We start from the raw sequence: 14513 nt of genomic DNA on the forward strand, positions 1-14513 counted from the left end.
CACGGTATCACTTTGGTCAATACGCCCGGCACGATTGATGCGGATTATCGCGGCCCTGTTGGCATCTTGATGATCAATCACGGGGCTGAGCCTTTTCATGTCGCGCATGGCGAACGGATCGCGCAACTGGTGGTCGCGCCTGTGGTTCAAGGGGATTACCAAGTGGCGCAGGCTTTGGACGAGACTGCGCGCGGCGCGGGTGGATTTGGCTCGACAGGGACATCTTAGATCATGGCGTTGGTGCTTTTCATCGCGCTGGCGTTGTGGCTCATTGGCATGGTGATGAAAGCGCCGGTGTCCGCGCGTTTGACCATGATCGGCGCGCTTTATGTTGGCGTTTTGATCGCCGTCAGCATCTTGCCCGATGATAACAGTTTACGGCAGATACTGGGCGGCGATCTTCGAAGCTGGGCCTTACTGGGCGGCGCGATTGCGTTGATTGCGACGTACCGGATGGGGTTAAAACACCTGCGATTGCGCGCGCTGCAAAACCAACCTGAACAGCCAGAAAATCACACAAAAGCACCATTTAGCGACGTCGAGCTTGAGCGCTACATGCGCCATATCACCCTGCGCGAAATCGGTGGGCCGGGGCAGCGCAAACTCAAAGACGCGCGGGTTTTGGTCATCGGCGCAGGTGGTCTTGGGGCGCCTGTGTTGCAGTATCTGGCGGCCTCTGGCGTGGGCACGATTGGCGTGATCGATGATGATGTTGTCGATGCCTCAAACCTGCAACGCCAAGTTATTCATATCGATACATCGCAAGACTTGCCCAAGGTATTTTCCGCCGAAAAAGCAATGCGCGCCCAAAACCCGTTTATCACCGTGAAGCCCTATCATCGGCGGTTTGATGAAACTTGTACGGATCTTGTGGGCGAATACGATTTGATCATCGATGGGTCCGACAATTTCGACACACGGTATTTGGTCAACGCCACATGTGCTGCCGCGCAAAAGCCGCTTTTGTCTGCGGCGATAACCCAATGGGAAGGGCAAATCAGCCTGTATGACACCGTGCAAAAGACGCCGTGTTATCAATGCGTTTTCCCAACCCGACCCGCTGACGGCATGGTGCCAAGCTGTGCCGAAGCCGGTGTTGCAGCCCCGCTTCCGGGGGTGTTGGGGACCATGTTGGCCATGGAGGCTGTCAAGCATATCACAGGTGCGGGCGTGGGACTTGGAGGGCGCTTGATGATCTATGATGCGCTCTATGCCGAGACCCGTGTGATCAAAGTAAAAAAGCGCGACGATTGTCCGATTTGCGGCGGCTGAGGCCTTTTACTTTAGGTTTGCCAAGCATAGCTTGATCTCAAAGGAGATCCCTATGACCAACCCGTTTTTGAGCCCTTGGACCACCGCGTTCGACATCCCACCTTTCGCCGATATTTCTGACGCAGATTTTAAGCCTGCGTTTGAGGCGGGGCTTGCGGAAGGTCGCGCGGGGATCAAGGCCATTGCCGAAAATCCCGACGCGCCGACGTTTGAAAATACGATTGAGGCGATGGAAACTTGCGAAGAGCTTTTGTCAAAGGTCTTGGGTGTCTTTTACGGCATCGCGGGCGCTGACAGCAACGATGTGCGCGAAGGCTTGCAACGCGACTTTGGGCCGATCTTGGCGGATTATTCTTCTGAAATCACTGCGAATACCGCGCTGTTTGAGCGTGTCGATGCCTTGTGGCAGGCGCGCGATACGTTGGATTTGACCGACGAACAGATGCGCGTTTTGATGTTGACGCGTCGCAGTTTTGTACGCTCCGGCGCGCAGCTTGAAGGCGATGACATTGCGCGGATGGCCAAGATTAAGTCGCGTTTGTCGACTTTGGGCACAACGTTTTCACAAAACCTTTTGGGCGACGAATCCGCATGGTTTATGGAGCTGACCGAGGCAGATTTGGAAGGCTTGCCTGAGTTCGTCGTCGATGCGATGCGTGCCTCTGGGGCGTCTAAAGACCTAAGTGGCCCGTGCCTGACAACGTCGCGGTCACTGTTCGTGCCGTTCTTGCAATTTTCGCCGCGACGCGATTTGCGCGAAGCTGTGTTCCACGCGTGGAAATCGCGTGGGTCGCGTGGTGGAGAGACCGACAACCGCGACAATGCTGCGGAAATTTTGAAGCTGCGCGAAGAGCGGGCCAAGCTGCTGGGCTATGAAAGTTTCGCCACATTCAAACTTGAAACCGAGATGGCCAAGACGCCACAAGCCGTGCGTGACTTGCTCATGCAAGTGTGGGAACCTGCCAAAACGGCCGCTGAAAAAGACGGTGCTATTTTGGAAGAGATGCTGCATGCGGACGGCTACACTGGGCCGCTTGAGGCATGGGATTGGCGCTATTATTCTGAAAAACGTCGCAAGATTGAACACGATCTGGATGAAGCCGAACTCAAGCCGTATTTGCAACTTGATCGGATGATCGAAGCAGCATTTGCCTGTGCGACGCGCTTGTTCAATCTGGAATTTGAACCGCTTGATGCGACGCTGTACCATGAAGATGTGCGCGGCTGGAACGTCACGCGCGATGGCGAACATTTGGCTGTCTTTATTGGCGACTACTTCGCCCGTGCGTCGAAGCGTTCTGGCGCGTGGTGCACGGCGATGCGGTCACAAAAGAAGCTTGGCGGCGACACAAAGCCCATCGTTTTGAATGTCTGCAACTTCGCCAAAGCCACGGGTGATAAGCCGAACTTGCTGTCCTATGACGATGCGCGCACGCTGTTCCACGAGTTCGGCCATGCGCTGCACCAGATGCTGTCGAATGTGACTTTTGAAAGCATTTCAGGCACATCTGTGGCGCGTGATTTCGTGGAACTGCCAAGCCAGCTGTATGAACACTGGCTGGAAGTCCCTGAAGTGTTGGAAGAATTCGCCACGCACGCGGACACGGGCGAGGCGATGCCTGCGGATATGCTTAAGCGTTTGTTGGACGCGCAGACCTATGATCAGGGCTATACGACTGTGGGCTATGTGGCCTCTGCTTTGACGGATCTCAATTTCCACGACGGCGATGCACCGGCTGATCCGATGCAGTCACAAGCGCAAACGCTGGATCAATTGGGCATGCCAAAAGCCACCACCATGTTCCATGAAGCACCGCATTTCCAGCATGTCTTTGCCGGTGACGGATATTCATGTGGCTACTATTCCTACATGTGGTCCGAGGTGATGGATGCCGATGCATTCGACGCGTTCAAAGAGGCTGGGGCCTTTGATGCAGGGACTGCCGCGCGCCTTGAAGAGCACATTCTGTCCGCTGGCGGATCCGCTGATCCTGAGGTGCTTTACACCGCATTCCGTGGCCGCATGCCTGGTCCAGAGGCGATGCTCAAAGGGCGCGGCTTGGCGTAAGGCAACGTAAACATGCGTGGCGCGTCAGTTTTGGTCGCGCGCCACGTCTTTGTGGATGATGACATCACAATTTGGGATCGCGTGGCAGATTTTGGCCTTCAAAGATTTCCCAATGTCATGGGCCTCGCGCAGGGTCTGATCGCCGTCCAATTCGATGTGCAAATGAATGAATACTTTGGATCCAGACATGCGGGTTTTCAGGTCGTGAAAGCCGCGCACACCGGTTTCTTGCGCCGCAAGCGCTTCGATCAATGCCACTGTTTCGCTGGATGCTGCGCGGTCCATCAGTGCGTCAAACGCCGATTTCCCAATTCGAATGGCACCAACAGTCAGCAGGGCGGCAGCACATAGGGCCACGACGCTGTCGATCCGGTGCAGATCAAAGACCGAGGCCGCGATAAGCGCGAGTATCGCCCCCAAATTGGGGATCAAATCTCCGATGTAGTGAAGCCGATCTGCCGCAACAATTTTGGACCCCGTGCGTTTCGCGACATGGCGTTGCCACAAAACCAAACACAGCGTGAGCGAAATGGAAAACACCATCACCGCGATGCCGCGTGCTTCTGAACGGACCTCAATTGGAGTGGGCGCGATCAGCCGTTGGACCGCGGACCATGCAATGACACCCCCAGACACCAGAATAAAGACGGACTGGCCCAAGGCGGCCAAATCTTCGGCTGAGGTATGCCCAAATCTGTGATCGTCATCCGGTGGGCGTGCGGCGTAATAAATCGCCATCAACCCGCCGAGGGCCATGATCAAATCCAAGGCGCTGTCTACAAGCGATGCGGCAATTGATAAAGCGCCTGTGTGCTCAAGCGCCCACAGCTTGGCCAAAACCAAGGTCAGTGCGACTCCGACAGAGGCCAGCCCTGCGGAAATGTTAAGGCGTGTGTGAGCTTGCATAATAGGACTTTAAGCGGCAATTGAGCGTTTGAAAACAAGGCTCATGGCGCATGGGCATGTGTGAACTGTTGTTTATTCAAGAATTTCGTCAGGCTGAATGCCCCAAAGACCGGTCTTTTTCAGCCAGCCTTTGTATCCATCTGCCGAGGCCTTGCACCATTCAACGTCACATTCCAATAGACGCAAAACGGCACCTTTTTCCGCACGCGCTATGACGCGGCTGGACGGGTCAGGGCGCGCCAAAAGATCGACGGTATCACGTTGAACAAGCACGGTCCGTACGCCGGAAATCAACGTGTAATGCACCCAACCAGTGGCGTCTTCATAGTCGCGCACGCGCCGCCAATGGCCGTATTCAGCGATCACTTCCAAAGGGTATCCGCGCAGTTTGAAAACCCAATCGATGCGGTGGCTGAGCGATGGTCCACGGCGCGCATTGGCTTGGGTGGCTTTGAGCGACACAAACCGAGGGATAGGGAAATTCGTGACAGAACCGCGTTTGATTTTTGCGGTCTTTTGAACAGGTTCTTCGGCTTGCGCAGCGGACGCATCAGGTGCCGTTTGTGCCACCGCATCCGTGACGCCGGACATAAGGCAAAGACACAGACAGATTGACAAGAAACGGGCAAAGGCCGGTCGCGATGAAGTGGTAAAGATTTTCACGTCGTTGGAACCCGATTTTTGCTCCGTTTGGGCGGAGAGGCACTTGAAAACTGCATTTGGCAACACTGCGTTTGATCGCAATGCGTCACCAGCAATGTGCGCACCGTGTCAGGTTTTGGGGTAAAAGTGAAGCGTCGAAAAATGCCCGCGGCATGGGCCACGGGCAAGAAATTGCTTATATTTCGTAGCGTTTGACGGAGACACGATCAGTGCCGCTCGTCTTTGATGAATGTGCCGTTTTGCAAATCTTGCATCGCTTTGCGCAGCTCGGCTTGGGTGTTCATCACAATCGGGCCGTGCCATGCAACAGGTTCTTGGATCGGCTGGCCGGATATGAGCAAGAAACGCACACCTTTTGGCCCAGCTTGCACCACGATTTCATTGCCGGTGTCAAAGTTTACCAAGGTGCGGTTGCCTGTCATGTCGCGGATGTTGATCTCTTCACCAGCGACTTCTTTTTCAACGCGCACGCCATATGGATTTGACGCATCGCGAAAGCTGCCTTCGCCGGCAAAGATATAGGCAAAGGTGTTCGCATAGGTGTCGATGGGCAGCACTTTGCGCGTGTTTGGCGGCACGGATATATCCAGATACAAGGGGTCTGCTGCCACGCCATCTACGGGCCCGCGTTGCCCCCAAAACGACCCCGTGACGATCTTAACCACAGTGCCATCATCGTCGGTTATGACTGGAATATCAGAGCCTTGAATGTCTTGGTATCGCGGCGTCGTCATTTTTAGGCTGGATGGCAGATTGGCCCAAAGTTGAAATCCGTGCATCTGTCCCTTGGGATTTGCGCGCGGCATCTCTTGGTGCATGATGCCAGATCCCGCCGTCATCCATTGCACAGATCCTGCGCCCAGAACGCCGCGATTGCCAAGGCTGTCGCCGTGTTCCACTTCGCCGTCCAAAACGTAAGTGATGGTTTCAATGCCGCGATGCGGGTGCCATGGAAACCCTTTTTCGAACAGCTTCGGATCGTCGTTGCGAAAGTCGTCAAACAGCAAAAACGGGTCGAATTCGCGCGGTTTGTGAAACCCGAATGCGCGATACAAATGCACCCCAGCGCCTTCCATCGTGGCTTGCGCTTCGGTGATCGATTTTACAGGGCGAAAGGTCATAGGTCAGTCTCCTAAATTTCCAACACTATGCCACTGTGCGCCAAGGGGGTATAGTGGCGCGCGCGCAGGTGTTCTGTGCGAATTTGTTTAATCTGACCTGATGCCCCCCCGTGCGCTATTTCTTGGGCCGGTACATGTTTTCAGGGCCAGGAAAGCTGCGGTTTTTCACCTCAGTGGCGTATTCGCTGACTGCTTCTTCAATCATCGGACCAAGTGCGCCGTATTTTTTCACAAACTTTGGCACCCATGGGTTCAGGCCGAGCATATCTTCCAGCACCAGAATTTGCCCGTCACAGTTCGCAGATGCGCCAATGCCGATGGTGGGAATGTCCACTGCGGCCGTGATTTGGTCAGCCAGCGGCTCAACCACGCCTTCGACAACAACGGCAAAGGCACCTGCTTCTGCGACTGCAACAGCATCTGCAATGTGCAAAGGCCAAGTGTCTTCATCGCGGCCTTGGGTTTTAAAGCCGCCCATCACGTGGCTGGACTGTGGCGTAAGACCGATGTGCGCCATCACGGGAATGCCGCGTTCAACAAGGAACTTGATGGTCTCTGCCATGCGTGCGCCGCCTTCAAGCTTAATGGCTTGGCACTGGGTTTCTTTCATGATTTTTGCCGCGTTGCGGAAGGCCACATTTGGGCTTTCTTCATAGGTGCCAAAGGGCATATCAACCACGATCAACGCGCGTTGCGTGCCGCGCACAACGGCCTTCCCGTGCATGATCATCAGATCAAGTGGCACGCCAACTGTGCTGTCCATGCCGTGCATCACCATGCCAAGACTGTCGCCAACCAAGATGAAGTCTGCGTATTTATCAACGATGGCCGCTGTGTGCGCATGATAGGATGTCAACGAGACGATCGGCTCGCCGCCTTTGCGCGCCGCAAGTTGTGGGGCTGTGATACGGCGGATCGTTTCAGTTTGAGTGGACATGGTGGTGTTCCTTTGCAGTCGGTAAGTGCAGCAGTTAGCTGGGGTCGCAAACCCGTTGATCTATGAGTAGCACATCGCCAAAGCGAGCGGCGAGCAAGATCACAACAGGGCTATTGATTTTGCCCTGCGGTTTTTCAAGCGTGAAGGCATCGCGGACATCGATGGTTTCGATTTTGGCACGCGGTTCACGCGAAATGAAACGGTGCAGCTCAGCTTCGAGTTCGTCAACTTCGCGCTCGTCTGAGATCTCGTAGTCGCCATGGGCCAGTGCTTTGTTCAAGATAAGCGCGGCTTGGCGATCTTCGAGCGACAGGCGCACATTGCGCGATGACATGGCCAAGCCATCAACTTCGCGCACGGTTGGCACCCCGACGGGCTCTATTGGCATATCCAGATCGCGCACCATGGTTTTGACCACCAACAGCTGCTGGTAATCCTTTTCGCCAAAGTAGGCTCTGTCGGCCTGCGCGATATTGAAAAGTTTGCTGACGACAGTGCAAACCCCTTTGTAGTGACCGGGGCGCAAGGCACCCATCAAAAGGTTTGCAAGCTGTTCCGTCTCGACAGTGGTCTGCGCGTTTGGATCGTACATTTCTGCGACCGACGGCACGAAAACGGCATCAACGCCTTCGGCCTTGAGCAAAGCAAAGTCGCGGTCTTCGTCGCGGGGGTAGGCGTCTAGGTCAGAGGCGTCGCCAAACTGAGTTGGATTGACAAAAATCGTCGCCACAACACGATCGTTTTGCGCCTTGGCGGTGCGCACCAAGGTCATATGCCCATCGTGCAGATAGCCCATGGTTGGCACGAGACCAACGGATTCATTTTGCGCACGAAACCCTTTAACCGCCTCACGCAGCTCGGCTTTGGTTCTGCAAATTTGCATCGCACTTTTCTCCCGCGACATAATATTGCGCGAACACTAACGTTGCTTCTCGGTGGCGGCAAGGTCTGTAAATCTTGGTGTCCGTGAGGCGGCAATCAGGCGGTGAACTCGTCCCAGCATTCCAAACACTTGGCCGCATACATTAGTGACGGCCCGCCGCCCATCTGCACGGCCATGCCCAACATGTCTGCAAGCTCGTCGCGGGTGGCGCCTGTTTTGATGAGGGCTTCGACGTGAAAGCCAATGCAAGGTTCGCAGCGCTGAGACACGGCAATGCCAAGAGCCACGAATTCTTTGGTTTTCAAATCCAACGCACCGCCGTCTTTTGCGGCCTTTGACAGTGCGCCAAATCCACGCGCCATGCCCATATTGGCGGTGTTCAACGATTTGAGGGCGCCGCGCATGTCAGCGTTTTTTGTGGTCCAAGTCATGAGATGTCCTTTGAAGTCAGGTGTTGACTGGGGCATCGCACGGGGGCACGCAAGCGGGCTTTGATCCGTATCAAACGCAAGCGTGTTACTTCGGGGCGGGGCGCATATTAAAAAGGCCCGCACTGTGGCGGGCCTTTCAAGTGCGTATGGTGAACGTTGTCCCTTATTGTGGAACTTCGCCTGTCAGACCTTCGACGTAAAAGTTCATGCCAGCCAATGTGCCGTCATCTGCAACTTCGCCTGCAGCCAAGAACGGTGTGCCGTCTTGTTTGTTCAAAGGCCCTGTGAACGGGTGGTATGTGCCCGCAACGATGGCTGCTTTCATTGCCAATGCTTCGGCTTTGACGTCTGCAGGAACAGCGTCAGTGATTTCGCCAATGCCAACCATGCCAGTCGCGATGCCGTCCCATGTGTTCACAGTTTCCCATGTGCCATCCATGACAGCTTGGGTGCGCTCGATGTAGTAGGGCGCCCAGTTGTCGATGATGGAAGACACGCGCGGTGCTGGCGCAAAGTCGTACATGTCAGAGGCTTGGCCAAATCCGATGGCACCAGCTTCTTTGGCTGCAGCCAAGGGCGCTGTGGAATCGGTGTGTTGCATAATCACGTCCGCGCCTTGCTCAAGCAGGGCTTTGGCCGCATCCGCTTCTTTGGCTGGGTTGAGCCATTCGTAAATCCAGATGACTTTGAACTCGACATCAGGGTTCACTTTTTTCGCGTGGATGTAAGCAGAGTTAATGCCGCGCACAACTTCAGGGATCGGCACAGAACCGATGTAGCCGATGATGTTGGACTTGGTCATGTGGCCTGCGATTGTACCTTGGATCGCACGACCCTCATAGAAACGTGCAGAATATGTCGCTACGTTTTCAGCAGATTTATATCCTGTGGCGTGCTCGAATTTCACATTCGGGAACTTCGCCGCAACGTTGATGGTTGGGTCCATGTAGCCAAAAGACGTGGTGAAAATCAGGTCTGTGCCTGTCAGCGCCATTTGCGTCATCACGCGTTCGGCGTCTGGACCTTCTGGCACGTTTTCAACGAAAACTGTTTCGACTTTGTCGCCAAAGTGCTTTTCAAGCTCAAGACGGCCATGATCGTGGCCTTGTGTCCAGCCGCCATCGTTTACAGGGCCAACGTAGACAAACCCAACTTTGGTTTTGTCGTCTGCAAATGCAGCGCCAGCAAGACCAACAGCCAAGGCGGTGGTCGCGAGAATTTTTTTGAACATATGTCCACTCCCAGGTTTTCGAGGCTTAAGTGCCTCATTAAAGTTCGAACTTTGCAGTCCATTATTGTTTCAAACTCTAGTGAGCCTGAAAAGTTTTGCCGAGCATCGCGGGCCCGTTAGAAGCCCCCTTGCTACGCGCAGAAATCACGACCAAGACAACAATCGTTGCAACGAATGGTGCCGAGGACAAAAGCAATAGATCAAGCCCAGAGGCGTAGTTTGTGGCAATCCCGACCAACAACAACGCAAGCCCAGAACCGATGAATTGCGCGAAGGTCTTAAGTGTTGGTTTAACATCAAGGGTTTTTTTCCACGAGCCTGCCGCCACGGCAATCGCCAAGTAAACCACGCCAGCCAGCATCACCAAATACGGCAGCACCAGCAAAAGCGGCACGTTCGCAGCCTGCAAGTTGAGCTGCAGGGCTGTCAGCCCCCCAAACAGATACGCGCCAAACAGCACACGTCCCGGTTTCCACGATGCAAACACCACGATCGCCAAAGCAATCCAGCCAACGCCACCGGTGATCCCGTCGGTCCATTGCGGCACACGGATCAGCGAAATATACGCCCCGCCAAGCCCTGCCATCGCGCCGCCAAAGCCAATCGCCATGACGCGCACCAGTCTGACCTTGTAGCCCAAAGCATGCGCGGCATCATGATTTTCGCCAACAGCGCGCAAGATCAACCCTCCACGGGTGAACTTCAAAAACGCCCAGATCGCGAGGGTCAGCAACAATGAGACATAGACCATGGCATCGTGTTGAAAGAGCGCTGGGCCAAAGAAAGGGATTTGCTCCAACACAGGAATAGGCATTTTCCCAACCGCAGGCGGGGCAGCACCGACATAGGGCTGTCCGATAAAGGACGCGAGGCCCACTCCGACAAGCGTCAGCGCCAGACCACTTGGCACCTGCGTTGCAAAAAGAAACTGCGTCAGGATCGCGAACAACATCGACAGCAAAGCACCACCCACCGCTGCACCGACAAACCCGACAGCCGCCGAGCCACTTTCAACGGCGATGGCAAAGCCACAGATTGCACCGATGATCATCATGCCTTCGACGCCCAAGTTCAAGACGCCTGCGCGCTCCGTGATCATTTCGCCCAACGCCGCCAACAAGATGGGCGTTGAGGCCACCATAAGGGACGCAAGAAATGCGACCAGTGAAATTGACCCGAGATCCATTACACGGCCTCCTTTTTGCGCAAAACGACTTTGTAGTTCACGAAAATATCCATCGCCAAAAGTGTCATCAACAACATGCCTTGGAACACTTGGATCGACGCTGACGGCAGCGACAACATAAACTGCGCCAGCTCACCGCCAATGAATGTCAGCGCCAGTAAAAGCCCCGCCAGCAAGATGCCGATCGGATTAAGCCGCCCCAAGAAGGCAACGATAATCGCGGTAAAGCCGTAGCCCGTGTTGAAGGACGTGGTGATCTGACCTGCAGGCCCCGTGACTTCAAACAGTCCTGCAAGGCCCGCCAAAGCGCCGGAAATGCCAAGGCAGAATATGATCAACCGCTTGGCGTTGATGCCTGCAAATCCCGCAGCACGCGTGCTTTCGCCTGTGACGCGAATTTGAAACCCAAGCAGGTGTTTGCTTAGCAGAACATAAGCCGCAACCACGGCAGCAAACGCCGCGATAACGCCCCAGTGTGCACCTGTGCCCGCGATCAATTCAGGGTTCGCGCTTGAGGCATATTGCGCCAAGTTACGTGATCCAGGAAAGCCGTTTCCGTCAGGGTTGCGCAGCGCACCAAGGGACACGGCGATCATGATTTGCTCTGCAAAATAGACCAACATCAATGACACAAGAATTTCGGGCGCATTGAATTTCGTCTTTAAAATGGCGGGTATCATGCCCCATAACATGCCGCCCAAAGCACCTGCGATCACCATCAGCGGGAAAATAAACCACGCTTCCATCGGGTAAAACGCAAGACCCACAGAGGCGCCTGTGATGGCCCCAATGATGTATTGCCCTTCCGCACCAATGTTCCAAATGCCAGCCTTAAAACCAAGAGACAGGCCAATCGCGATCAAAATCAGCGGAGCGGCTTTGACCAAAAGTTGCGGGCGTGAGTAGGCTGCAAAATCAGGGTTGAAAAGCGGATCCCAGAAAATCGTGCGGATGGCCACAAACGGGTCTTTGCCCATCGCGGCAAACAACAAACCACCCAAGATCATCGTGATTAGAACGGCTAAAATTGGCGTGGCGACCACCCAAGCTTTCGACGGTTGGGGACGTTTGACCAAAGAAATCATGCTGAGGCTCCCATCGTTTCAGGTTCTGCCTCAGGTTCTGCCTTAGACGCGCCATCAGCGCCGCCCATCATGAGGCCGATTTCATCCACCGTGAGTCCTTTGGCCAAACGCGGCGCGCTGAGCCTGCCTTCGTTGAGGGCAGCAAAATGATCGGAAATTTCCATAAGTTCGTCCAAATCTTGCGAGATACAAATCACGGCGGCCCCATTCGCGGCCAAATCCAGCAGCGCTTGGCGAATACTGGCCGCGGCCGAGGCATCAACGCCCCATGTTGGCTGGTTCACCACAAGCACTTTTGGGTCTTGCATGACCTCTCGGCCAATGACGAATTTTTGCAAGTTCCCCCCCGACAAAGACCGCGCCGCAGCTGCAGCGCTGGGCGTTCGCACATCGTAGGTTTTAATGATCTCTTTGGCGAAGCTTTCGGTTTTGGACCAGTTGATGAAGTTGTTCTTGCTGAGTTTTTTGCGAATGATCGCAGTCAGCGCCGTGTTTTCGATCAAGCTCATGTTTGGCGCAGCTGCGTGACCAAGGCGCTCTTCGGGGGCTGTCAAAAGCCCAAGTTTGCGCCGCGCATTCGGGCCTAACTTGCTGACCTCTTTGCCTTCCAGCGTCACACTGCCGCTTTGCGCGCGCGCTTCGCCTGACAGCACAGACAGCAACTCATCTTGCCCGTTGCCTGCGACGCCGCCGATGCCCAGAACTTCGCCCGCTTTGACTGTCAACGACAGGTTTTTCAATCGCGTGCCAAAGGGATTCTGAGGCGCAAATTCGATATCCTTGACGCTCAAAAGCTCTGCGCCGCTTGGTTTGGCATCACGCGTCGGGATGTGCAGCGTCTCGCCCACCATCAATTCCGCCATGTCACGCGCACTGGTCGCTTTGGGGTCGCAAGTGCCAACGACCTTGCCCAAACGCAAAATTGTCGCCTCGTCACATAGGCTGCGAATTTCCTCGAGCTTGTGCGAAATATACAGGATCGAAGTGCCCTCAGACTGCAATTGGCGCAGGGTCTTGAACAGGATTTCGACCTCTTGCGGTGTCAAAACGGACGTCGGCTCGTCCATGATCAACAGTTTTGGGTCCTGCAAAAGACAGCGAATGATTTCCACACGCTGGCGTTCCCCCGCAGACAAATCACCAACGGTGCGATCAGGATCAAGCGGCAGCCCGTAGTTTTCGGACACTTCGCGGATCGACTTGGCCAAGTCTTTCATCTTGGGCGGATTTTCCATCCCAAGGGCAACATTTTCGGCCACATTCAGCGCTTCAAACAGTGAGAAATGCTGAAACACCATCGCCACACCTGCGGCACGCGCCGCTTGCGGCGACGTCGGCACATAGGTCTCGCCGTGCAGCGTCATCGTGCCACTGTCCGGCTTGGTGAGGCCGTAAATCATTTTCACCAACGTGGATTTGCCTGCACCATTTTCGCCCAGCAGCGCATGCACTTCGCCCTTGGCGATTTCAAAGCCCACATCGTCATTGGCGATCACGCCGGGATAGGCTTTGGTCAGCCCCTGCAATTTAAGAAGTTCGGTCACCTAAGCGCCTCCCAGTTGTGTGATCAGAGTTTCGGCCCGTGTCTCGCCCGAGATTAGACGTGCGGTGACGCCGATCGCAATGGCTTGCGGATGCTTTCCAAGCTCGGTTTGCCCAATTGGGCAGCATATGCGGTCAATTTGGGCAGCTGAGTGCCCCAATGCTTTTAAGCGCGACTGAAAGCGAGCCCATTTCGTCTCGGACCCGATCAAGCCCGCAAAGGCAAAGGGGCGGGACAGAATTTGGTGACACAGTTCCAAATCAAGCGCGTGCGAATAGGTCAGCACCAGATGTTCCGCATCCTTGGGCGCATGACGCACCAACTCAGCGGGATTTTTGGCGATCAATTGTTCTGTCTGCGGCGGCAAGCTTTGCGGAAATCTGTCGGCATCTGTGTCGATCCACATCACTGAAAATTGCGGCAAGGGCGCGATCACCTGCGCAATCGCACGGCCAACATGCCCAGCGCCCCACAGCCAAATCGGCCGCACAGGCGGGCTAACAGGTTCGACCATCCAGTCATCAATGAGGCGTGGCTGCACAAAGCCTTCGCGGCGCACAGATTTAAGCGCCTTTTGCACGGCCAATGGTATCACATTAGGCCCGCGCGCATAGACATCGTCAGGAATGTCGTCTGTGGTTTCAAACACTTCGGTTAAAAGCGTCACCGAGCCACCGCAACATTGTCCCAAATTTGGTCCCAAAGGAATGCGCTGCAAGCGCGGCGCGTCAAAGGCGGATGTCATGGCCTCAAATTCCAAGGTGCCGCCACCGATTGTCCCTGATTGGGCCAATCCGTTTGGTCCGTGCCAAACCAGCATCGCCGCCCCAACTTCGCGCGGGGCAGAGCCTTTGACATCAGCGACAACAACACGGGCAACACGACCATGTGCCGCAATGGCTTGCGTCAATGCGGTGCGATCAAAACTCATGCGCGGGCCCGTGCGATGGCTTTGAGCAGTTCTTCGGGCGTGGCGGGGGCATTCAGTGCGGGATAGTTGGGGCCGCAAGCGCTTGCCGCGTCTGACAGCGCCATCAATGCAGAAATGCCAAGGTTGAAGGGCGGTTCGCCGACGGCTTTGGAGCGGTAGATGGTTTTCTCAGGATTTGGCGCATCCCACAATTTGACGTTGAACACATCTGGCGCGTCAGAGGCGGTGGGAATTTTATAGGTCGAAGGCGCATGGG

The 14513-nt window shown here is 55.2% G+C and carries 14 protein-coding genes and 1 pseudogene; 3 read left to right on the top strand and 12 right to left on the bottom strand.

The window, feature by feature from the left end; genetic code table 11:
* From dut to ABF287_RS03070, 3 genes are all read left to right on the top strand, one after another.
* A partial coding sequence (gene dut / locus ABF287_RS03060) for a dUTP diphosphatase (RefSeq protein ID WP_347183561.1) occupies positions 1–228 on the top strand: 228 nt, incomplete at its 5' end.
* Positions 229–231: 3 nt separating this feature from the next.
* Positions 232–1272 (top strand): molybdopterin-synthase adenylyltransferase MoeB, encoded by a 1041-nt coding sequence (moeB, locus tag ABF287_RS03065; RefSeq protein ID WP_347183562.1) that lies wholly within the window; start codon positions 232–234, stop codon positions 1270–1272.
* A 52-nt stretch (positions 1273–1324) separates the two neighbouring features.
* The gene (locus tag ABF287_RS03070) at positions 1325–3340 is read left to right on the top strand and encodes a M3 family metallopeptidase (protein ID WP_347183563.1); all 2016 of its coding nucleotides are present in this window, start codon (positions 1325–1327) and stop codon (positions 3338–3340) included.
* A 24-nt stretch (positions 3341–3364) separates the two neighbouring features.
* Here ABF287_RS03070 and ABF287_RS03075 read toward each other — a convergent pair whose 3' ends face one another.
* From ABF287_RS03075 to ABF287_RS03130, 12 genes and pseudogenes are all read right to left on the bottom strand, one after another.
* On the bottom strand, positions 3365–4246 hold the full coding sequence (locus ABF287_RS03075; RefSeq protein ID WP_347183564.1) for a cation diffusion facilitator family transporter: 882 nt from the start codon (positions 4244–4246) through the stop codon (positions 3365–3367).
* A gap of 72 nt (positions 4247–4318) precedes the next feature.
* Positions 4319–4909, bottom strand: coding sequence for an SH3 domain-containing protein (locus ABF287_RS03080; protein WP_347183565.1), 591 nt, complete (start codon positions 4907–4909; stop codon positions 4319–4321).
* Positions 4910–5115: 206 nt separating this feature from the next.
* A complete protein-coding gene (locus ABF287_RS03085) occupies positions 5116–6030 on the bottom strand; it encodes a pirin family protein (protein WP_347183566.1) in 915 nt (304 codons plus the stop codon).
* 115 nt (positions 6031–6145) lie between these two features.
* On the bottom strand, positions 6146–6967 hold the full coding sequence (gene panB, locus ABF287_RS03090; protein WP_347183567.1) for a 3-methyl-2-oxobutanoate hydroxymethyltransferase: 822 nt from the start codon (positions 6965–6967) through the stop codon (positions 6146–6148).
* A gap of 34 nt (positions 6968–7001) precedes the next feature.
* The gene (gene panC, locus ABF287_RS03095; RefSeq protein ID WP_347183568.1) at positions 7002–7850 is read right to left on the bottom strand and encodes a pantoate--beta-alanine ligase; all 849 of its coding nucleotides are present in this window, start codon (positions 7848–7850) and stop codon (positions 7002–7004) included.
* Positions 7851–7945: 95 nt separating this feature from the next.
* A complete protein-coding gene (locus tag ABF287_RS03100) occupies positions 7946–8281 on the bottom strand; it encodes a carboxymuconolactone decarboxylase family protein (protein ID WP_347183569.1) in 336 nt (111 codons plus the stop codon).
* Between the two features lie 163 nt (positions 8282–8444).
* On the bottom strand, positions 8445–9512 hold the full coding sequence (locus ABF287_RS03105; RefSeq protein WP_347183570.1) for a BMP family ABC transporter substrate-binding protein: 1068 nt from the start codon (positions 9510–9512) through the stop codon (positions 8445–8447).
* Between the two features lie 76 nt (positions 9513–9588).
* Complete coding sequence (locus ABF287_RS03110) at positions 9589–10698, bottom strand: ABC transporter permease (protein WP_347183571.1); 1110 nt, start codon at positions 10696–10698, stop codon at positions 9589–9591.
* A complete protein-coding gene (locus tag ABF287_RS03115; protein WP_347183572.1) occupies positions 10698–11783 on the bottom strand; it encodes an ABC transporter permease in 1086 nt (361 codons plus the stop codon). Before ABF287_RS03115 ends, ABF287_RS03110 begins: the two co-directional genes overlap by 1 nt.
* Positions 11780–13327, bottom strand: coding sequence for an ABC transporter ATP-binding protein (locus tag ABF287_RS03120; RefSeq protein WP_347183573.1), 1548 nt, complete (start codon positions 13325–13327; stop codon positions 11780–11782). The genes ABF287_RS03115 and ABF287_RS03120 overlap by 4 nt, the downstream gene beginning before the upstream one ends.
* A complete protein-coding gene (xdhC, locus tag ABF287_RS03125; RefSeq protein WP_347183574.1) occupies positions 13328–14257 on the bottom strand; it encodes a xanthine dehydrogenase accessory protein XdhC in 930 nt (309 codons plus the stop codon).
* Positions 14254–14513: pseudogene (locus ABF287_RS03130) on the bottom strand (xanthine dehydrogenase molybdopterin binding subunit); the annotation flags it as partial. The pseudogene ABF287_RS03130 and the gene xdhC, both read right to left, overlap by 4 nt.

Source organism: Pacificibacter sp. (assembly GCF_039769035.1).
Classification (GTDB): domain Bacteria; phylum Pseudomonadota; class Alphaproteobacteria; order Rhodobacterales; family Rhodobacteraceae; genus Celeribacter.